The sequence below is a fragment of the Paraburkholderia sp. genome (assembly GCF_047605525.1).
In the GTDB taxonomy this organism is placed as follows: Bacteria; Pseudomonadota; Gammaproteobacteria; order Burkholderiales; family Burkholderiaceae; genus Paraburkholderia.
Genome location: NZ_JASGFN010000014.1, coordinates 48,523 through 67,645 on the forward strand (window position 1 = coordinate 48,523; position 19,123 = coordinate 67,645).

A 19,123-nucleotide genomic window follows, 5' to 3' on the forward strand; every position below is an offset into this window, starting at 1 on the left:
CGGGGTGGCATGGACGGCCTCGCTCATTCATACCAGCGCGGCGTATACACCCATTGCGCGCCGTTCTCGCCGCAAGCAAACCGCCGCGTCAGCGACGATCCGACGATCACCATCGTGCGCATGTCCACGTCGGCCGAACGAATTTCGCCGAGCGTGAGCGTGCGCAGCGTGCCGCCGGGCCGGCCGATGTCGCGGCCGAGCACCACTTGCGTCGACGCCGCGCGATATTCCCGCACGATGTCGAGCGCCTTGTCGAGCTGCCACGGCCGCGCGCGCGAGATCGGGTTGTAGAACGCCATCACGAGATCGGCTTCGGCCGCGTGGCGCAGGCGCTTTTCGATGATCGTCCACGGTTTCAGATTGTCCGACAGCGACAGCATGCAGAAGTCGTGGCCGAGCGGCGCGCCGGCCTGCGCGGCGGTCGCGAGCGCGGCCGATACGCCCGGCACGATCGACAGTTCGACGGCCGCCCATGCGTGGTTGCCTGACGCTTCGAGTGCTTCGAGCACCGCCGCCGCCATCGCGAACACGCCGGGGTCGCCGGACGACACCATCACGACCGCGCGGCCCGCGCTCGCGAGTTCGAACGCGTGCCGCGCGCGCTGCATTTCCTCGCGGTTGTCGGTGCCGTGCACACGCTGGTCCGCGCGCAACGGGCCGGCCATTTTCACGTAGGTGTCGTAGCCGAGGATGTCGGTGGCCTCGTTCAACGCGGCGCGCGCGGCGGGAACCATCAGTTCGGCGCTGCCGGGGCCGAGACCGATCACGGTCAGGCGGCCGCGCGCACGGCCGATCGTCGCGGGATCGATGGCGAGCGGGGTGAGGGCGACGGTGACGCCGGTTTGCGCGTCGTCGTGAAGCGTTTCGTGCGGGATGCGCAGTGCGCTGTGGAGCAGGGTGGCGGCTTTCGGCTCGCCATCCTCGGCGTTTGCGTCGGCGAAGCGCAGCGGCACGTCGAGAAGCGCGGCGGCTTGCGCGAGCGCCGGATCGGTCATGCTGCTGGCTGGCGCCAGCAATGCCGCGAGCGAAAGCGGTGCGAGGTCGTGCGCGCGCAGGGCCGCGCGCACGCGTGTGGCGATGGCGTGGGCTGCATCGGGACCGGTATCGCCGTCGGCAATCGTAATCGCCGCCACCACACTCCTCGGATGAATCACCAGTTCGTCTGTCCGCCCATCCCATGCGCGCGGCGTCACCCGAATCGCGAGACGCGCCGACGCGGAACGCGGCAGTTGCGCATCATCGAGCCACGGCGCGTCCCCTTCGACGCGCGTGCTTTCCCCCGCGAGCAGATCCGCCACGAAGCGCTTGCCCTGGCCGATATCGGCGAGCGCATAGCCATCGGGCGGATTCAGCACGCAGGTGCCGAAGCGCAACTCGCCGCTCGTCGTGATCGCGGGCGGCACGGCCAGTGCCGCGCCGATCTCGCGCGCCATCACGTTGACGCCCGCGAGGCCGCCGAGCAGCGGCACGACCGCGCTGCCGTCCTCGGCGAGCGCGAGCACCGGCGGCTCGGCGCCCTTGTTCGACAGCAGCGGCGCGAGGCAGCGGATCACGATGCCGGCCGCGCACAACGCGACGATCGGTGTGCCGCGCGCATACAGCTCGCGCAGATGCGCGCCGAGTTCGGTATACGCGACGTCGGCATCGACGCGGCCTTGCAACGCGTGCACTTCACAGCGCGTCTGGTCGCGATACGCGGCATGGGCTCCATGAGCGTCAGGTGCGCCGTGAGCCACCCGGTCGACATACAGCGCCTGAATCCGCCGCGCGGTCTCGAGCGCGCCCGCCCCGAGAATCACGATCGCCGGCGCAGTCATCCTTGCCATTTTTGCCCCGGCACGACGAGCAGCGAAAAATACGGCGACGCCATCGGATCGACTTCGGCGAGCGGCACGATGCGCTGATTGCTCATCGTCGCGCGTTCGACGTACAGCGCGCGCCGCGCGAGCCCGAGTTCGTCGAGCACGCGCCGCACCTTGTCGAAATTGCGGCCGAGTTTCATCACGACGGCGGCGTCCGCGTCGGCGAGACGGCGGCGCAGTTCGTCCTCCGGCAGCACGCCCGACAGCACCGACAGACTCTGGTTGCGATACACGAGCGGCGCGCCGAGCACCGCCGCGCCGCCGAGCATCGAGCACACGCCGGGCACCACTTCGCTTTCGTAGCGCGCCGCGAGCCGGTCGTGCAGATACATGTACGAGCCGTAGAAGAACGGGTCGCCCTCGCAGATCACGGCGACGTCGCGGCCCGCGTCGAGATGACCCGCGACGACTTCGGCGGCGGTGTCGTAGAAGTCGGCGATGATCGCCTCATAGGACAGCGGCGGTTCGAGCGCTTCGGTCGTGACAGGATAGACGAGCGGCAGATGCTGCTGCGCGTCGCGCAGATGCGCTTCGATGATGCCGAACGCGTTGCCCTTCTTGCCCTTCGCGACGAAGTACGCGACCACCGGCGCCGCCTTCAGCAGGCGCAGCGCCTTCAGCGTGATCAGTTCCGGGTCGCCGGGGCCGACGCCGAGTCCGAACAGCCGCCCCTGGGGTGTCGATGGCCGCGTCATTTATTCGGCCTCCGTCGCGAGCGCGTTGACCGCGGCGGCAGCCATCGCACTGCCGCCACGCCGTCCGTGGACGACCACGTAAGGCACGCCGCGGCTATCGCCGGCGAGCGCCGCCTTCGATTCGGCCGCGCCGACGAAGCCAACCGGGAAGCCGAGAATCAGCGCGGGCTTCGGCGCGCCGGCATCGAGCATGTCGAGCAGATGGAACAGCGCGGTGGGCGCATTGCCGATCACGACGACGCTGCCGGCCAGATGCGGACGCCACAATTCGAGCGCGGCGGCCGAGCGCGTATTGCCGATGTCGCGCGCGACGGCGGGCACGTCCCCATGCGTGAGCGTGCAGATCACGTCGTTGTTGGCCGGCAGCCGCGCGCGCGTGATGCCCTGCGCGACCATGCCCGCGTCGCACAGGATCGGCGCGCCCAGCGCGAGCGCACGGCGGCCCACGGTGCCCGCGCCGTCGGAAAACGCGAGGTCGTCGATCACGTCGACCATGCCGCACGCGTGAATCACGCGCACCGCGAGTTTTTCGAGGTCGGCGGGGATGCGCGACAGGTCGGCTTCCGCGCGGATCGTCGCGAAGGATTGGCGATAGATCTCCTGACCGTCGCGAATGTAATCAGACATCGGGGTTACTCCGGGCGAGGCGCGCGAGGAACGCGGCGGCCTCGTCGATCGTCAGTTGGGGCGCGACGCATTGGCCGAAACCAGGGCGGCCGTCGCGTCGATGCAGGTCGTAGCGGCCGGGCGCGACCGCAAGCAGCGTGTACGGCGCGCAGTGCGCTGCCGCGCACGAGCGCATGCAGCCGCTCAGATGCACGTCGACGCCGTCGGGCAGTCGCGCGGCGAGTCGCAGCGCATCGGCCTTGGTGTCGGCGAGGCCCTTCGCGCAGCCGCTCGAACCGGCGCACGCGATCACGTGCGCGATGGGTTGCGCGGGATCGCAGGCGAGGCCGAGCGCGCTCAGTTCAGCGAGAACGGCGGGCACGGCCTGCGCCGGGATATCGGGCAGCAGCACGCTTTGCCACGGCGTGGCGTGCAGGATGCCGTTGCCGTGGCGCTGTGCGAGCGCGGCGAGGCGGCGTAGCGTGGCCGCGTCGAGACGGCCGAGCGGCGGCTGGCCGCCCACGTGCCACAGACCGCCGTCGCGCTGCGCGTGCGCGCCGAGACGCAGCGACGCGTCGGCGGGATTTTGCCGTTGCCAGTGGCCGAGCGTTGCATCGCGCGCGAGCGGGAAATCGACGTAGCGTTGCGCGTGCTGCAGCAGCGCGTCGGCGGAGTGCGTGGCGAGCAGGTCGCGCATGCGGGTCGCGTCGGCGGCGGCGAGATCGACGAACGTGTGCAGCAACGCGCGCACGAGCGCGAGGACGCGTGACGGCGCCACCGCGGCGAGTGCGCCCGTGCCGTTGGCGTTGCGAGGTTCGTCGACGTTCGCGGACGGACCCGGACATCCTGCGAGACCGAACACGAAGCGCACGCCGTCTTCTCCAGCCGACGCCGCGAGCCACACGTCATGCGGATGATCGAGCCGCGCGAGCCGTTCGCCGCCATCGACGAGCAATGCGAATTTCGGCGACAACGCCGCGCAGCGCGCATCGCCTTGCAGCAGCGCGAGCAGGTCGGCGCAGAGCGGCGCGGTGTCGATCAGCGCGGACGGATCGCGGCCGGCGATGGGGCTGATCATCACGTTGCGCACGTCGTCGGCGCAACCTGCCGCCGTAGCGGGACAGGCGGGAAGGGATGCGGAAGAGGCAGTGGAAGAAGCAGCGAAAGAGGCAGTGGAACAAGCAGCCGTCGCCGGCCCGAGCCTCGCGCGAATCAGCGCCGCGCTCAACGCGGCCTCATGCCCGTCGCGCACGCCGCGCAATTGCAGATTCGCGCGATTGGTCAGCTCGATCACGCCGCTCGCGTGCCGCATGCTCGCAGCGGCGATCGCGCGTGCCTGCGCCGCGCTCAGTGCGCCGCCCGGCAGCCTGATCCGGCAGATGCCGCCGTCGCGCGCGGCGACGATGCGCACGAGCCCCGGACACGCGGAGGCTCGCGGCGGCATGGCTGCGTGGGACAAAGCGGTGGAGGGCGAAGCTCGATTCAAGACGGACACCGGATATAGCGTCGCGCGATGGCCCGGGCAAGCCGCGTCGCGGACCTTGCTGCGGCATCGGTACACCCCGTCCGATGTGGGTTGGCACGACCAGTTTCGCCGGCAGGTCTCCTGGCTCGCAGGTCATGGTCCGTCGCGGCCTTCCCGGTCGAACCAGTGGCACGTGGAGCAGACGGACTCGCTGCATACAGTTGCGGGGGCAGCCACATCGTCACTGTGTTCCCTCTTCGGCCCCGAAGGGCACCGGCGGCTGTATTATGCCTTTTTTCGAACCGCGCAACGAGGCTGGACGCTTTGACTGGCGTGGCTCGGCGCACTTTTGACGAGACACGATGAGGGTGGATGCATGCCGGCCTGGTTGACCGTGGTGGGCATCGGCGACGACGGTTTCGCCGGTTTGGGACGGCCCGCGCGGCGTGCGTTGCTGGGCGCGTCGGTCGTGTATGGCGGCGAGCGGCATCTGGCGATGCTGCCCGCGCGTCTCGCCGCGCGCCGCGCCGCGTGGCCGCGTCCGTTCGATCTCGCGCCGCTGCTCGCCGAGCGGCCGCGCGCGGTGTGCGTGCTCGCGAGCGGCGACCCGATGCTGTTCGGCGTCGGTGCGACGCTCGCGCGGCAACTGCCGGCCGGCGAATTGCGCGTGCTGCCCGCGCCGTCGTCGTTGTCGCTCGCGGCCGCGCGGCTCGGCTGGCCGTTGCAGGAAGTCGCCGCCGTCTCGCTGGTGGGACGGCCGCTCGCCGCGTTGAACGCCTATCTTCACGACGGCGCACGCATCTTCGTGCTGAGCGCGGACGGCCGCACGCCCGCGGTGCTCGCGGCGGCGCTCGACGCGCGCGGTTTCGGCGCGACACGGATGAGCGTGCTCGAACATCTCGGCGGTGAACGCGAGCGGCGCGTCGATGGCCGCGCGGATCAATGGCCGGCGGGCGAGCTGGCCGCGCTGAATCTGATCGCGCTCGACTGCCGCGCGTCGGCACACGCGCCGCGTCTGCCGCTGACCTGCGGTCTGCCCGACGATGCCTTTATCCACGACGGCCAGTTGACCAAACGCGACGTCCGCGCGATCACGCTGGCGCGTCTCGCACCCGCGCCCGGCGAATTGCTATGGGACGTCGGCGCCGGCAGCGGCTCGATCGGCGTCGAATGGATGCGCGCGCATCCGAGCTGCCGCGCGATCGCCATCGAAGCAAACGACGCGCGGCAACGCTTCATCGAGCAGAATCGCGACGCGCTCGGCGTGCCCGGTCTGCAACTGGTGGCGGGCCGCGCGCCCGCCGCGTTGCAGGGGCTGCCGGCACCGCATGCGGTGTTTATCGGCGGCGGGGTGACGGAGCCCGGCGTGCTCGATACCTGCTGGGCGCGGTTGTGCGACGGCGGCCGGCTCGTCGCGAACGCGGTCACGCTGCAAGGCGAAGCGGTGCTTGCCGCGTGGCGCGAGCGGCATGGCGGCACCCTCACGCGTATCGCGCTCGCGCAGGCACAACCGCTCGGCGGCTTCGATACGTGGCGCCAGGCGCTGCCGATCACGTTGCTCGAAGCGGCGAAGCCCGCGACTGCATCGTCCGATTCGTGATGAGAGAAGAAACGCCCGAACAACCCACGCCGCTGCGCAGCGGCTACACGACGGGTAGCTGCGCGATGACGCGGGTTCTGCTGCTCGGCGGCACCGGCGACGCGTTGAAGATCGCGCGTCAACTGGGGCCCGCCCATGTGTACAGCCTCGCGGGGCTCGCCAGGGTGCCGGACGATCTCGCGTGCGCGGTGCGCGTGGGCGGCTTTGGCGGCAGCGAGGGTTTGACGCGCTACCTCGACAGTGAACGGATCGGTCTCGTGATCGACGCGACGCATCCGTACGCCGCGCGGATCAGCGCCAATGCGGCGCACGCGTGTCGCGCGGCAGGCGTGCGATGCTGGGCGTTGCGTCGACCGGCCTGGCAGCCGCAAACCGGCGATGACTGGCGCATGGTCGGCGACTGGAATGAGCTGACGGCGGCGCTCGCACAGTTCAGGCGGCCATTTTTTACGCTCGGACGCGAACCACTCGCCCATCTTGACGAGATTCCGCCCTATCAGTTCTGGACCGTGCGCTGTCTCGAGTCGCATGCGGATACGGCGCGCTCGCGCGTGATCGCGGCGCGCGGGCCGTTCACGCTCGATGCCGAGCGCGCGCTGTTCGCGCTGCAAGGGTTCGACGTCGTGGTCAGCAAGAACAGCGGCGGCGGCGCGACGGAGGCGAAGCTCGACGTCGCGCGCGAACGCGGCTTGCCGGTCGTCATGCTGCGTCGGCCGGTTCTGCCCGCGGTCGATCGCGAATTCGCCGGGGTTGCCGATCTGCTCGACGCGCTGCGCGCGCAAATCAGGCCATGAGTCGATCGGGCCATGCGCCATTGAATCAATACTGGAGTAGCGAATGACGGTGTTTTTTATCGGCGCGGGTCCCGGCGACCCGGAGCTGATTACGGTAAAGGGGCAACGCCTCGTGCGCAGTTGTCCGGTGATCCTGTATGCGGGTTCGCTCGTGCCGGCCGCGGTGCTCGAAGGGCACAGCGCCGAACAGGTCGTCAACACAGCGGAGCTCGATCTCGACCAGATCGTCGCGCTGCTCGCGGCGGCGCATGCGCGGGGCCAGCACGTCGCGCGCGTGCATTCGGGCGATCCGTCGCTGTATGGCGCGATCGGCGAGCAGATCCGCCGTCTGCGCAAGCTGGGCATCCCGTACGAAATCGTGCCCGGCGTGACCGCGACGGCCGCCTGCGCGGCGGCGCTCGGCTGCGAGTTGACGCTGCCCGGCATATCGCAGACGCTGATCCTCACGCGCTACGCGAGCAAGACGGCGATGCCCGACGGCGAGCAACTGGCCGATCTCGCGCGGCATCGCGCATCGATGGCGATTCATCTCGGCGTACGCCACCTCGCGCGCATCGTCGATGAATTGCGGCCGCATTACGGCGGCGCGTGCCCGATCGCGGTGATCTATCGCGCGAGCTGGCCCGACGAGGAGAAGATCACCGGCACGCTCGACGATATCGTCGGCAAGGTGGAAGGCAGCGCGATCGAACGGACCGCGCTGATTCTGGTCGGGCAGGTGTTGGCCGCCGAAGGTTTCGCCGATTCGACGTTGTACGCGAAGGGCGGTTGAGCGCCGTACAGGGAGAAAATCCGCAAGTTCTGCACCGCGCTGTCACGCAGACCCCGTTATCCTGGCGCCATGATGAAACCCAGCACCGAACGTGATTACCGTCGACGGATCGCTCGCGTGGTCGAGACCATTCTGCTCGAGCCCGGCGCGCCGCATACGCTCGAAAGCCTGGCCGCGGTCGCGCACATGTCGCCGTATCACTTCCACAGGGTGTATCGCGCGTTGATGGGCGAGAGCGTCGTCGAGACGGTCAAGCGGCTGCGGCTTGCCGAGGCCGCGCAGCGTCTGACCGATGCCGCGCGGGTGACGGCGGTCGCGCATGATGCCGGCTACGACAGTCCGCAGGCCTTCGCGCGCGCGTTTCGCGGTTTCACCGGCGTGTCGCCGAGCGAGTTCAGGGCGCGTCAGAGGCACCTGGTTGCGCATCCGTGTTCCGGGGCCGCCATGTCCGGCTCGCCGGCTTCGTCCGCGCGGCGGCGGGCGCTGCAAGCCCGCGAAGCGACGCACGGCGCCAGCGGCATGCCGGAGCCGCCGGAGGTCGAAGTCGCGGAACTGGCGCCGCTCGATGTGCTCTGTCTTCGCCATGACGGGCCGGTCGCGACGATCGGCCAGACGTTCCGCACGCTGATGGAGATGCTGCGCTGCGCGGACGATCCGCTGCCGCATCAACGTATCGGCATCTGCGCGCGCGATGCCGCGGGGCCCGGCGGCTTCCGCTATCACGCGGGCATCGCCGCCGCGCCGCAGGCGGGTCTTGCCGATGCGCTCGCGCGGCTCGGCGAATCCGGACGGATGGCACAGATGGCTCAGGAGGAGCGCGCGCAACACGTGGAGCCGCTGCGGCTGGAAGGCGGTCTGTATGCGGTGCATCGGCTGGTCGGCCCCTACGCGCTGATTTCGCCGACCTTCAGGGCGCTCAATAGCGGCTGGCTGCCGCGCAGCGGCTACACGCGCGATCGGCGGCCGGCGCTCGAACTGTATCGAAGCTCGCCGGATGCCGGCCCGCAACACACCTGCGTCACCGATCTGCTGATTCCCATTCGCAAGGATTGACCATGCTGCGTCGAGGCTGTGCCGCGCTTGCGCGCGCGGTTGCGTTGTCGATGGTGTGCGTATCGATGTCGTTATCGGCGAACGCCGTTGCCCAGGTTCAAGTTCAGGCTCAGGCCGATCCGGCGGACTGGCACGTCGGCGAAACGGTGCGTGTGTTTCATCCGACGGTGGCCCGCAACTGGCGCGGCGCGCAAACGCATGCGCTGATCACCCGCATCTGGTATCCGGCCGATGCGGCGCAGCGCGAGACGCCTCACGATCTCGGCGCGCCGGGCCATCCGATCTTCATCGGCCATCCGGCCGCCGACGATGCGCCGCTTTCCGGCGCGCACGCGCGCTATCCGTTGCTGTTGTTGTCGCATGGCACGGGCGGCAGCGCGGACAGTCTCGACTGGCTGGCGGCGTCGCTGGCCGCGCAGGGTTACATCGTCGCGGGCGTCAATCATCCGGGCAACACCGCGCTGGAGCCGCTGACGCGCGACGGCTTCATGCTCTGGTGGGAACGCGCGACCGACGTGAGCGAAGTGCTCGACGGCGTGCTTGCCGATCCGCGGCTCGGCCCTCATGTCGACACGGCGCGAATCGGCGCGCTGGGCTTTTCGCTCGGCGGCTATACGGTGCTCGAACTCGCGGGTGCGCGCACCAATCTGGCCGCGTTCGAACGCTTCTGCACGTCGCCGGCCGCCGACGCGATCTGCACGCCGCCTGAAGCCGCCCACCTCGCAAGCGAGCCGGGTGCGCCGAAGCTCACGCTCGACACGCTGTCGCCTGAAACGAAAGCGTCGCGCGCGCGCTCGGGCGACTCGTATCGCGATCCGCGCATCAAGGCGGCATTTGCGATCGCGCCGGCGCTCGGAGAGGCGTTCGACAAGGCTTCGTTCGCGGACGTGACGATTCCGGTCGCGCTGCTGGCCGGAGCGGCCGACGTGACCGCGCCGGTCGGCACGAACATCCACCGTATCGGGGATCTGATGCCGCAGGCGACGGTCACGATCGTGCCGGGCGCGTCGCACTACACGTTCCTGGACGTCTGCGAGCCGCAGGTCGTCGAGCATCTGGCGATGATCTGCAAGGACGGGCCGGGCGTCGATCGCGCGGCGGTGCATGCGCAAACCGCCGCGCGGGTGCGGGGTTTCTTTGCGGCGACGTTGCCGGCGGGGCGTTCGCAATAGTCGCGGCATTCATCGCCGCATCATTCATCGCGGTATTTGCCACCACATTCGCCGCGCCGCTCAATCCTCCAGCGGCGACAGCGCCTCGATCGGCACCGGCTTGTCCTCGCCGAGCCTGATCGACGGCACGAGCGCGAGCAGCGCGACCACGAACAGCGCAATCACGAAGATCGACACGAAGGTCAGATGCAGCGACTGATGCAGCACGAGCCGGATCAGGTCGCTATCGCCGAGATCCACCGCGCGGTTCTGCAACAGCGCCTTCAACTGATCCGACGTGACGACGGCCACGCCCTTCGAATGCGTGAGCCCGAAGTTGAGCACCGCGCCGAACAGCGTCGCGCCGAGCGTACTGCCGAGATTGCGCGAGAACAGGTTCGACGCGGTCGCGCTGCCGCGTTCTTCCATCCGCACGATCTCCTGGATCAGCACGAGCGAGCTGACGCTCGACGTGCCCATGCCGAAGCCCATCACCAGCGAACCGAGCGCGGCGACGAGCGGCGACACGCCCGGCGACAGGAACAGCAGCAGCACCGCGCCGAGCGGCACGAACGCGCTGCCGCCGACCAGGATGCGCCGCAGGCCGACGCGATGGAACGACTTCGCCGCGAGCGTCGCGCCGGCCGGCCAGCCGACCATCATCATCGTCAGCGCGAGGCCGGCCACGACCGGCGAGCGATGCAGCACGCCCTGCACGTACATCGGCAGGAACGTGGTCGCGCCCATCAGGATCATGCCGGAGAGCACGGTCGAGCTGTTGCACGCGGCGATCGGCCGGCGGCTCCACAGCGCGAACGAGATCATCGGCTCGGCCGCGCGGCGCTCCTGCAGCACGAACAGCAGCGCACACAGCAGGAACACACCGCCCGCGAGCGCGGCGGGCGCGAACGCGTTGTCGCCCGCATAGGTGAGCGCCATCATCAGCGCGGCGATCGCGGCCATGAAGAGCGCGGCGCCGCCGAAGTCGATCGACGGGCGCGCGTGCCGCTCCGACTCCCGCAGGAACGCGATGAAGCCCGCCGCCGACGCGAGGCCGATCGGCACATTCATCCAGAAGATCCACGCCCACGACAGGTTGTGAATGATGAAGCCGCCGACCATCGGCCCGACCACCGCCGAAATCGCCCACACGCTCGCGAGATAGCCCTGCACCTTGCCGCGTTCGCGCGCGGGGTACAGATCGGCGACGATCGTCAGCGTGATCGGCTGGATCGCGCCCGCGCCGACGCCCTGGATCAGGCGGAACACGATCATCGCCGGCATCGACCATGCGAAGCCGGCGAGCACCGAGCCGAGCAGGAACACCGCAATGCCGGCGAGCATGACCGGCTTGCGTCCGTACAGATCAGCGAGCTTGCCGAAGACCACGGTCATCGCGGTCTGCGTGAGCAGGAATGACGAGAACACCCAGCTATACAGATGCAGGTCGCCGAGTTGCGAGACGATCTGCGGCATCGCGGTGGACACGATGGTCGCTTCGATCGCGACCATCGCCATCGACGCCATTACGGCGGCGATCACGAGCGCGCGCGAGGATTGAGAACTGCGTGGAGACGGCGGCTGCGGGCTGCTTGGGGCGCTGCGTTGAGGGCTGGAAGACATGAAGGGCGTAGTATCGATATGTTGGGCGCGTCCGACGGCCCGCGGGGCCTTGCCGCGACGCCGCATCAGCGCGGCCGCGTGGCGGCCGGTGTGGAGTATGCACCTTGCGGAGAATGCGTGCTTCGGACCCGACGGTCCGGAGCGTCGGCCGGTTGGCACGGCCGTTGCGCATTCAGGTTTCCCTTTCGACACATGGAGGACGATTATGAGGATCGAATTCACCGGACGCCGGGAAGTGATAGCTGCCGCACGCGTCGCCTTCGAAGCCAATGTGGACGGGACGGACGTATGGTGCAGCGTATCGCTGGATGCGCTGAATAGTCATTTCGGCAACGGGGGCCCGTCGGCTCACGATCTGGTGGGGACGTTCGAGGCGAATCGCGCGCGCATTGAAAATGCGACACGGCGGGTGCTCGAAAGAAACGGCGGGCGGTCCGTCGAACTCGAGACGCGCGACTTCGACAAGGTTTGAAACGCGCTTTTTGACTGCGCGGTCCAGCCGTGGGGTTTGACCGCGCAGGCCGGCCGGGCGGCTGAAACGATGCGGCAGGGAACGACGCGTCACGGCGCGCTACGCGTGTCGTGGTGATTCGGAACGCGCAGCGCAATTAGCACGATGATTCGCGCGACGATTAAACGGCTGCGGTATAGTCGCGGCAATCAATCATTCGCCTCTTTGCTTCTCTGGAGAATATCGTGCAGGAAATCATCGAAGGTTTGATCCGCTTTCAACGCGAGGTCTTTCCGCAGCAGAGTGCGCTGTTCAAGCGTTTGTCGACGGCGCAGAGTCCCCGCACGCTTTTCGTCACCTGTTCGGACAGCCGCGTGGTGCCGGAACTGCTCACGCAGACGGAGCCGGGGTCGCTGTTCGTGATCCGCAACGCGGGCAATATCGTGCCGTCGTACGGCCCGGAGCCGGGCGGTGTGTCGGCCACCGTCGAATACGCGGTGGCCGTGCTCGGCGTGCAGGACATCGTGATCTGCGGCCATTCGAACTGCGGCGCGATGACGGCAATCTCGACTTGCACGAATCTCGAGCACATGCCTGCGGTTGCGAGCTGGCTGCGTCACGCGGATGCGGCGAAGGCGATCAACGCATCGCGCCACTACTGCTCGGATGCCGAGCGTCTGGCAGCGCTGGTCAAGGACAACGTGATCGCGCAGCTCAGCAATATCCGCACGCATCCGTCGGTAGCCGTCGGGCTCGCGAACAAGACGCTGCGGTTGCACGGCTGGATCTTCAACATCGAAAGCGGGGAGATGCTCGCGCTCGACGGAAAGAGCGGCGAGTTTTTGTCGTTGGCGGATAACCGGGATATTTATGCCGTTTGACGTGGGTTCTTGATGTGTTATTGAATGGTTTTTTTTAGCGTGTTTCTCAGCTTTGCTTGCTGACGTGTCATTTGTTCTGTCATGACCTGGTAACCCCGGTGATTGACGCGGCGGTACGATACCCCACCTGAAAAAAACGCGGCGCAGCGGATTTTCCGTGCGCCGCGTTTTTTTTTCGGGTTTGAGCGATGGGCTCTGACTTCATCGCAACCGGCAGGTGGTGGTGATCATTTCTTATCCTGTCTGAAATGTCGATCCGGTTCGCACCAGTGGGTAACGTCCAGCCAGGAACATTCCTAAAAAGTTTAAAGCCTTGTAAAGATTGATATTGAGATAGCTACGGGGCTGCGTGTGAGTTGCTACGATGCGAGTCTTGCCGGGAACAGTAGCGGGTATGACCAGACCTATTAATCGAGGCCATCCTCTCAAGACGCTCGTAATGATTGGCTTGTCGATCGGGCTTGCCGGATGTAGTCAACCGATCGAACAACACGGAAAGGATTCACAGATGACGCAGCCGGGCACGACGCTATGGCGGACCATCGATGCACTGGTGCAGCAGATTCCATTTACCAAGATCAAGGTCGAAAACTTGCTCGCGACTCACCTTGTCGAGAAAGACACTAGTGGAAGCCCATTTCAAAATACGGCATTCCAGTTCTATACAGGCGGTCCCGTCACACTGACGGATGGCGTAATAATCAGCGACGTAGATTTGCGTATCCGACACAGATCAGGACATCCCGGCTTTCTCGTGCTTAACGTTGGCGGCAACTGCATTCACCCGGACGAGGTTCGTGCACACTACGGCAAACTCAAAATCACGGACTATCCTCGCGGGAATTCGCTTGATGAGGCCACGTCATATTCGGTTTTTCCTGAGTGGGGGAAATTGTCGTTTGGTTTCGTGGAGCGTAACCGGAGTTGTCTGGCATATGTCGCCTTCGATCCGAGGTTCGAGGCAGACAAGACCGCACAGTAGTGGAAGTTTCAGTTTGGATAGAGCGGAGGTCCGAGCACGCACAGATCCCGTGACGTTTGACATGCGATGTATTCGTGCCACGAGGATTGGTCATCAATGTTTGGCAACGAAATCACTTCGAACACGGGGCAGACTTGCTCTGACTGCTATGGAAACTGATATGACCGGACTCGCGAGTCCGGCTAGTCTGATCAGGTATTTCGCAATACTCGGTGCGGCGATTGTGCTTGTCGGATGTAGCCAGTCGGCCGTACAACACGGAAAGAATTCACAAATAGCGAAAGCGGACATGACCCTGTGGCAAACTATCGACGCAGTGGCCCAACAGATTCCATTTACCAGGACCAGGATCGAAAGCTTGCTGGTAACTCAGCTTGTCGAGAAAGATACCAGCAGGGACCCGATACAGAACACCGCATTCCAGTTCTACACAGGTGGCCCGCTCAAGCTCTCAGATGACGTAGTAATCAGCAACGTAGATTTACGTATCCGGCATAGAGCAGGACACCCGGGTTTCCTCGTTCTTAACCTTGATAGCTCTTGCATTACCCTTGATACAGTACGTGCGCATTATCATGGGATCAGGCTCACGGACCACCCTCGCGGGCGTTCGCTTGATGAGGCCGCGTCATATTCGGCTTTCCCGGAATGGGGAAAACTGTCGTTTGGTTTCAAGGAGCGTAACCGGAGCTGCCTGACATATGTTGTCCTCAATCCGAGGTTCAATGAAGACAATACCGAGTAATAGTAGAACTCTGTTTGGAACAGAGTCGGATCTTTGTCTTTGAAATATCGAAACTGACCTAGAACAACCTGTCCAAGGCCTTACTGGACGAACTGGTCAAAAGTCCGATGATACCGGTCCAGATGCAGGATCGGATGCTGGCGTTCAATCTCTTCCATTCCGCTAACCCCGCGGCCAGTATTTGCTGTTCGATACGTTCGCTTGCCACAGCCCATCGAACGTCAACAGGCCCATCATCCACGGCGTGCAGTAGCGCATTTAAATGGCCGTTCCACATGGTTGCTGGATCGCTTGATAATCAGCGAACAGGAATATGCGTCAATTGGTGTGCCGGGTGACAAATAGGGTAAACCTTCGTTGGCGCGCACTTTACCGCGATCTATTTTTCCCTTGCAAAGATCTGCGGTAGTTACTGCTATCGGAAAAACAAAAAATCAGCAATCCGCGAAGCTGAAGTGCGGATTTCTTTCTTGCGCCACATGATGTTCGCAAATATCGAACTAACACAAAGAACGAATCCCAAAAAATTGATATGAATGGGGTGGCGTGATGAATAAGCGCAAGGGATGGAGAACGAGGGGGAACGAGGAGTCATTACATGCGGCTCATTCAATGCCGCTGCGCGGGCTGTGCACTCGTGCATCCAGATTCTGGCTCGGCAGTCTTGCTTTGGTAACGGCCTGTACCAGTCCGACATTCAATCCGCATATTCCATCATCGCAGCAAGAAGCCGCGAGTGTTCACGTTGCCGTGCTTTCGGCCGGCAGATGGAGCGAATACGAATCGGTCTTGCAGCCAAACATGTCGGTCACCATAGAGCAAGCCGAGAACATGGCGCTCCCTGTGACATCGAACTATGTGCGTAATGTCTACGACGCGTTCAACGGCAAGTTGAAAGTCGGCTGGGGTAAAACCAATAACGTTAATGGCGACGGTGGGGATGACCAGACAGGTGCGGCGGCTCCCGCGTCGGGAGCGAGTTCGACGGACGCGGGAGGCGGTGGAGGAAAAGGCGGAAAGAAGAGCGGTAAGGACAGTAAGGGCGGCGCGGCTGGCGCTTCGGAAGCTTCGGCGGCAAGCCCCGCGAGCGCGGCAAATGGCGCAAGTGCGCCTGCTGCCGCGAGCGCAAGCGACGTTGGCAATGCTCCGATTCCTTCAATAGAAAGTAATCCGCTATTGCAGCATGAACTCGCGCTCAGTATTTATCAGGAAATGCAAATCCTGAGCCGCTATCTGAAGGATGCCGCGTTCAAGGCGGACTGGGAGCCGTATGTGGTTCGCGCGCAGATAAGCGTCTCTCCGTATGCGCATTACCAACCTTTCGACGTTTACGTCGACATGGGGCTCTTTGCCACCTGTATGACCAAACACGAACAGCCGAAATCACCTACGAATGCGGCGATAGCCATACCGTTACTGGTGACGGACAGCATCGAAGCTCAGCAGGCATCCAATACGGTCCAACTCGCTCGTGACCTCGCGCTGGGTCTGGGCGGAAACATCGGCAACGTTGCGCTCCAGGGGGATATGGAGAAGATCACTAAAAATCTTCAATCCATTCTTGGCATGGACTACAACAGTCTGTACATGGTGTCTCGGGTTACCGACAGCATCATGCAGGTCCGGTTCGGGGCACCGGCTAATGCACAGTCGCAATACTCGATGTCGACCGTTACTCACAACGTGACGCTCGTTGTACTGACTCCTCGCTGCAAGGCCGACCATATGCAATTGAATGTCGCAACGGTTAGTCATTTGCGCAATGCGGTGTCCGGAAAGGTGCTGGATGCAAACGACACTTATGGACTTACTGAAGCGAGAAAGGTGCTCACGCGCATTGTGGGACCGTCGTTTCTCACCTCTCCAGCGAATAATCCCAAGGATATCGGGGACCTGGTCGGTGCTATTCGCTTCGGACACTATGGCACGTTTCTCCAGACGCTCAAGAAGGCGTGCCTTCCTACGGATAACGCGCAGGTACTTTGGACCGCGTTGGGGGACGTCGGCGCCAGCAGTGAGTTTTCCGTGGCCTACGTCGACCTGCCGCCGGCGAATAAGGGGCCTCTGACGCAGGCAAACCAGATCGTTTATCTTCAGGACGGCGCCACCTCGAGTACCGCGACTATTGGCATCAACCCTGAACTGCTGCCGGTGACCCAGTCAGCCCAGTTGCAACTGGCAGGCGGCAAGCTCGTGCTGGCGGCCAATTCCATTACTCCAACAAACGAAGGCCGCACGCTGCAGATTCAATTTCCGTCACTTGCGCCGTTGAAATCGATGCCGGGCAACGTCGTACCCGGCAAGGCGGGTCCGCTGAAGGGGACGCTGATTTTGCAACCCGCGACGGAGTCGTGGGATGGTCCGACGGCTGCTGGCGCAACGGACGGGAAATTCGTGTTCTCGTCGCTCCTTTATATGCCGACGCCCGAACCTCCCAAAAATGCGGCGACGACCACGCGCAAACAGCCGGTCCACGAACCCGCGACCAGGAAGAAGGAGCCGGCCGCCGGCGGGGCAGCGGGTGCCGCGGCGGCATCCGCTCCGACGCCGCCATTGCCTACCCAGCCGGTCGCGCCCGCGCACGGCGCTCATGATGACGTCGCCCCGGCGAATCATGCCGCGGGCCACAGGAAAGGGGAGCAACTTCCGGATAAGGCGGGCGCAACGCACGACGGCTGAGCGTACTTCCCGACAAAGTCGATTTACTCTGGATGCGGAGGTTCGCAATGGCAAAGGGCGGAAAAGAGAAACGGTCTGGTAAGCGCACAGAAAGCTTGCATGAAAGCTTAGCAGGGCCATGGTATAGCCCCGGGAGCAACTATCCGTTGTTGGCAAAAAAGCGCCGTGCGCCGACACTGGTGGGCGTAGCGGAAGATCCGGGCGACTCGAACGACTCGGACGACTCGCAAGAAGGGCCTTACTATCACGACGGCGACGGCGTGCCCTTGCTGGCTCATCACGAGCAGGCGGTACGCCCTTCGAAAGGTGGCATACCCGACTCCAACGGAATGCCGCTTTTTCCCGTCACGTCGCACCACACACACGTGCGCACGATAAAAGGCTTCGGCTGGACGCGAGATGTTCCTGACCAGCGCGATCACTACTACTCGGCGCCGCTATACCTCGAGTTACCCGACAGGTATAGCCTGCGTGAATCGTGTCCGCCTGTGTACGACCAGAAGAATCTCGGCAGCTGCTCCGCGAATGCCATCGCCGCGGCCGTTCAATTCGAACGGATGAGGCAGTCGTTGCCGCACTCCGGACGTGTGCCTTCGCGTCTGTTCATCTACTACAACCAACGTTCGATCGAGGGGGCCGTGAGCGAGGATTGCGGCGCGCAGATACGCGACGGCATCAAATGCGTGGCGGCACTTGGATCGTGTTTCGAAGGCGGGCGCATAGGCGAGTGGGCCTACGACAAGAAGAAGTTCGCGCGGCGCCCGCCCAAAGCGTGTTACGAACAGGCGTCGCTCGACCGCTCAGTGGGCTACAGCCGCCTGCGACAACAACTCGAGCAACTGAAGGGATGCATCGCGTCGGGCTGGCCTTTCGTATTCGGATTCACGTGCTACGAGTCGTTCAGTTCGGAAGAGATTGCCCGATGCGGCGTGTTGCGTTTGCCAAGGCGATCGGAACATATCATCGGCGGGCATGCGGTGATGGCTGTCGGTTACGACGACATCAGCGCGACCTTTGAGGTCCGCAATTCGTGGGGCGACAACTGGGGCCACGGCGGGTACTTCACGATGCCGTACAGCTACGTCACCGATCCGGATCTGTGCGCGGATTTCTGGACGATCCGGCTCGTATCGGCGGCGGGCTGACAGAAACGGAAGTATCGAACGGTTGGCGCAGCAACAGGGGCTCATGACAGTCGACTACGTCAACCGTCCAGAAGATGCCTACGTGGCGCTGCGACGCGGCCAATACGGCATTGTTATCACGAGCATTGCGTTACCGGAAAGCAATTCGCGTGGGGCGGCGGCGCTCGACGAGTGTGGCGGGCTGACTTTCCTTGGAAAACTCTGCGCGGTTCCGTACGCTTCGAGTCGAGCGCCCGCGATCATCTATTCGTACCACTTCTCGCAGGCGGACGGCGTACCGCCTAACGTGTACGGCGTAGCGCGCAATCGGGCGCAGCTTGTTCAGTTCGTTTTCGATATCGTCGAGCGGGGATTTCCGCAGGCGGAGTGCGCACGGCGCAGCGACGACGTGGACCCGACATATACGTTCGCAACGTGCCACCCCTATCACGACCAGGCCGCGGCGGCTGGACATTCCGCATCCGCGACGCGGCCGGCGAGCAGCGTTCCCTCGTCGGGTGATCCGCATACGGTCCAGCCGGTCCGCGGGATTTACCGATGCAGTTCGCTCGACCGGCGTCGGCGGTGAGTTCACGCGACAACTAGCGGAGTCGACTTCACCACAGGGGATGCGTCGTTC

At 64.8% G+C, this 19,123-nt stretch carries 17 protein-coding genes and 1 riboswitch; of the genes, 12 read left to right on the plus strand and 5 right to left on the minus strand.

Annotation, left to right across the window (positions count from 1 at the left end):
- Positions 1-23: 23 nt before the first annotated feature.
- The 4 genes from cobJ to cobG are packed head-to-tail and all read right to left on the minus strand — an operon-like array spanning position 24 to position 4,607.
- Complete coding sequence (cobJ, locus tag QM685_RS20510; RefSeq protein WP_415119026.1) at positions 24-1,817, minus strand: precorrin-3B C(17)-methyltransferase; 1,794 nt, start codon at positions 1,815-1,817, stop codon at positions 24-26.
- Complete coding sequence (locus QM685_RS20515) at positions 1,814-2,557, minus strand: precorrin-2 C(20)-methyltransferase (protein WP_415118711.1); 744 nt, start codon at positions 2,555-2,557, stop codon at positions 1,814-1,816. Before QM685_RS20515 ends, cobJ begins: the two co-directional genes overlap by 4 nt.
- Positions 2,558-3,184: a precorrin-8X methylmutase gene (locus tag QM685_RS20520; RefSeq protein WP_415118713.1), complete on the minus strand. Its 627-nt coding sequence runs from the start codon at positions 3,182-3,184 to the stop codon at positions 2,558-2,560.
- Positions 3,177-4,607 carry a precorrin-3B synthase gene (cobG, locus tag QM685_RS20525; protein WP_415118715.1) on the minus strand — a complete coding sequence of 477 codons (1,431 nt, stop codon included), beginning with the start codon at positions 4,605-4,607 and terminating at the stop codon, positions 3,177-3,179. Before cobG ends, QM685_RS20520 begins: the two co-directional genes overlap by 8 nt.
- Before the next feature lie 134 nt (positions 4,608-4,741).
- Positions 4,742-4,921: riboswitch (cobalamin riboswitch) on the minus strand.
- Positions 4,922-5,004: 83 nt separating this feature from the next.
- On the opposite strand from cobG, the gene cbiE reads away from it, so the two are divergent.
- From cbiE to QM685_RS20550, 5 genes are all read left to right on the plus strand, one after another.
- Positions 5,005-6,228: a precorrin-6y C5,15-methyltransferase (decarboxylating) subunit CbiE gene (gene cbiE, locus QM685_RS20530; protein WP_415118717.1), complete on the plus strand. Its 1,224-nt coding sequence runs from the start codon at positions 5,005-5,007 to the stop codon at positions 6,226-6,228.
- A gap of 65 nt (positions 6,229-6,293) precedes the next feature.
- Positions 6,294-7,022 (plus strand): cobalt-precorrin-6A reductase, encoded by a 729-nt coding sequence (locus QM685_RS20535; protein WP_415119028.1) that lies wholly within the window; start codon positions 6,294-6,296, stop codon positions 7,020-7,022.
- A gap of 43 nt (positions 7,023-7,065) precedes the next feature.
- Positions 7,066-7,794 carry a precorrin-4 C(11)-methyltransferase gene (cobM, locus tag QM685_RS20540; RefSeq protein ID WP_415118719.1) on the plus strand — a complete coding sequence of 243 codons (729 nt, stop codon included), beginning with the start codon at positions 7,066-7,068 and terminating at the stop codon, positions 7,792-7,794.
- A 69-nt stretch (positions 7,795-7,863) separates the two neighbouring features.
- Positions 7,864-8,847 (plus strand): AraC family transcriptional regulator, encoded by a 984-nt coding sequence (locus tag QM685_RS20545; protein ID WP_415118721.1) that lies wholly within the window; start codon positions 7,864-7,866, stop codon positions 8,845-8,847.
- Between the two features lie 2 nt (positions 8,848-8,849).
- Positions 8,850-10,019, plus strand: a complete 1,170-nt coding sequence (locus QM685_RS20550) for an alpha/beta hydrolase family protein (protein WP_415118723.1) — start codon at positions 8,850-8,852, stop codon at positions 10,017-10,019.
- A gap of 60 nt (positions 10,020-10,079) precedes the next feature.
- On the opposite strand, the gene QM685_RS20555 is transcribed toward QM685_RS20550, so the two are convergent.
- On the minus strand, positions 10,080-11,525 hold the full coding sequence (locus tag QM685_RS20555; protein WP_415119030.1) for an MDR family MFS transporter: 1,446 nt from the start codon (positions 11,523-11,525) through the stop codon (positions 10,080-10,082).
- 301 nt (positions 11,526-11,826) lie between these two features.
- Here QM685_RS20555 and QM685_RS20560 point away from each other — a divergent pair, with 301 nt between their 5' ends.
- The 7 genes from QM685_RS20560 to QM685_RS20590 all read left to right on the plus strand — a co-directional run bounded on the left by QM685_RS20560 (position 11,827) and on the right by QM685_RS20590 (position 19,072).
- Positions 11,827-12,093, plus strand: a complete 267-nt coding sequence (locus QM685_RS20560; protein ID WP_233835623.1) for a DUF1488 domain-containing protein — start codon at positions 11,827-11,829, stop codon at positions 12,091-12,093.
- Positions 12,094-12,317: 224 nt separating this feature from the next.
- Positions 12,318-12,953: a carbonic anhydrase gene (locus QM685_RS20565; protein WP_415118725.1), complete on the plus strand. Its 636-nt coding sequence runs from the start codon at positions 12,318-12,320 to the stop codon at positions 12,951-12,953.
- Positions 12,954-13,347: 394 nt separating this feature from the next.
- Entirely contained in the window at positions 13,348-13,935 is a 588-nt protein-coding gene (locus tag QM685_RS20570) for a hypothetical protein (protein ID WP_415118727.1), read from the plus strand.
- 160 nt (positions 13,936-14,095) lie between these two features.
- The gene (locus tag QM685_RS20575) at positions 14,096-14,680 is read left to right on the plus strand and encodes a hypothetical protein (RefSeq protein WP_415118729.1); all 585 of its coding nucleotides are present in this window, start codon (positions 14,096-14,098) and stop codon (positions 14,678-14,680) included.
- Positions 14,681-15,229: 549 nt separating this feature from the next.
- Positions 15,230-17,359 carry a hypothetical protein gene (locus QM685_RS20580; RefSeq protein WP_415118731.1) on the plus strand — a complete coding sequence of 710 codons (2,130 nt, stop codon included), beginning with the start codon at positions 15,230-15,232 and terminating at the stop codon, positions 17,357-17,359.
- Between the two features lie 47 nt (positions 17,360-17,406).
- Positions 17,407-18,504, plus strand: coding sequence for a C1 family peptidase (locus QM685_RS20585; RefSeq protein ID WP_415118733.1), 1,098 nt, complete (start codon positions 17,407-17,409; stop codon positions 18,502-18,504).
- Between the two features lie 43 nt (positions 18,505-18,547).
- Positions 18,548-19,072: a hypothetical protein gene (locus tag QM685_RS20590; RefSeq protein ID WP_415118735.1), complete on the plus strand. Its 525-nt coding sequence runs from the start codon at positions 18,548-18,550 to the stop codon at positions 19,070-19,072.
- Positions 19,073-19,123 lie beyond the last annotated feature (51 nt).

What these genes read in the sequence shown, in the direction of transcription:
- cbiE (WP_415118717.1), top strand. Translation starts at nt 5,005, where the DNA reads ATGCCGGCCTGGTTGACCGTGGTGGGCATCGGCGACGACGGTTTCGCC.
- QM685_RS20545 (WP_415118721.1), top strand. Translation starts at nt 7,864, where the DNA reads ATGATGAAACCCAGCACCGAACGTGATTACCGTCGACGGATCGCTCGC.
- QM685_RS20590 (WP_415118735.1), top strand. Translation starts at nt 18,548, where the DNA reads ATGACAGTCGACTACGTCAACCGTCCAGAAGATGCCTACGTGGCGCTG.
- QM685_RS20555 (WP_415119030.1), bottom strand. Translation starts at nt 11,525, where the DNA reads ATGGCGTCGATGGCGATGGTCGCGATCGAAGCGACCATCGTGTCCACC.
- cobM (WP_415118719.1), top strand. Translation starts at nt 7,066, where the DNA reads ATGACGGTGTTTTTTATCGGCGCGGGTCCCGGCGACCCGGAGCTGATT.
- QM685_RS20515 (WP_415118711.1), bottom strand. Translation starts at nt 2,557, where the DNA reads ATGACGCGGCCATCGACACCCCAGGGGCGGCTGTTCGGACTCGGCGTC.
- QM685_RS20560 (WP_233835623.1), top strand. Translation starts at nt 11,827, where the DNA reads ATGAGGATCGAATTCACCGGACGCCGGGAAGTGATAGCTGCCGCACGC.
- QM685_RS20585 (WP_415118733.1), top strand. Translation starts at nt 17,407, where the DNA reads ATGGCAAAGGGCGGAAAAGAGAAACGGTCTGGTAAGCGCACAGAAAGC.
- QM685_RS20580 (WP_415118731.1), top strand. Translation starts at nt 15,230, where the DNA reads ATGAATAAGCGCAAGGGATGGAGAACGAGGGGGAACGAGGAGTCATTA.
- QM685_RS20550 (WP_415118723.1), top strand. Translation starts at nt 8,850, where the DNA reads ATGCTGCGTCGAGGCTGTGCCGCGCTTGCGCGCGCGGTTGCGTTGTCG.
- QM685_RS20520 (WP_415118713.1), bottom strand. Translation starts at nt 3,184, where the DNA reads ATGTCTGATTACATTCGCGACGGTCAGGAGATCTATCGCCAATCCTTC.
- QM685_RS20570 (WP_415118727.1), top strand. Translation starts at nt 13,348, where the DNA reads ATGACCAGACCTATTAATCGAGGCCATCCTCTCAAGACGCTCGTAATG.
- cobJ (WP_415119026.1), bottom strand. Translation starts at nt 1,817, where the DNA reads ATGACTGCGCCGGCGATCGTGATTCTCGGGGCGGGCGCGCTCGAGACC.
- QM685_RS20535 (WP_415119028.1), top strand. Translation starts at nt 6,294, where the DNA reads ATGACGCGGGTTCTGCTGCTCGGCGGCACCGGCGACGCGTTGAAGATC.
- QM685_RS20575 (WP_415118729.1), top strand. Translation starts at nt 14,096, where the DNA reads ATGACCGGACTCGCGAGTCCGGCTAGTCTGATCAGGTATTTCGCAATA.
- cobG (WP_415118715.1), bottom strand. Translation starts at nt 4,607, where the DNA reads ATGCCGCCGCGAGCCTCCGCGTGTCCGGGGCTCGTGCGCATCGTCGCC.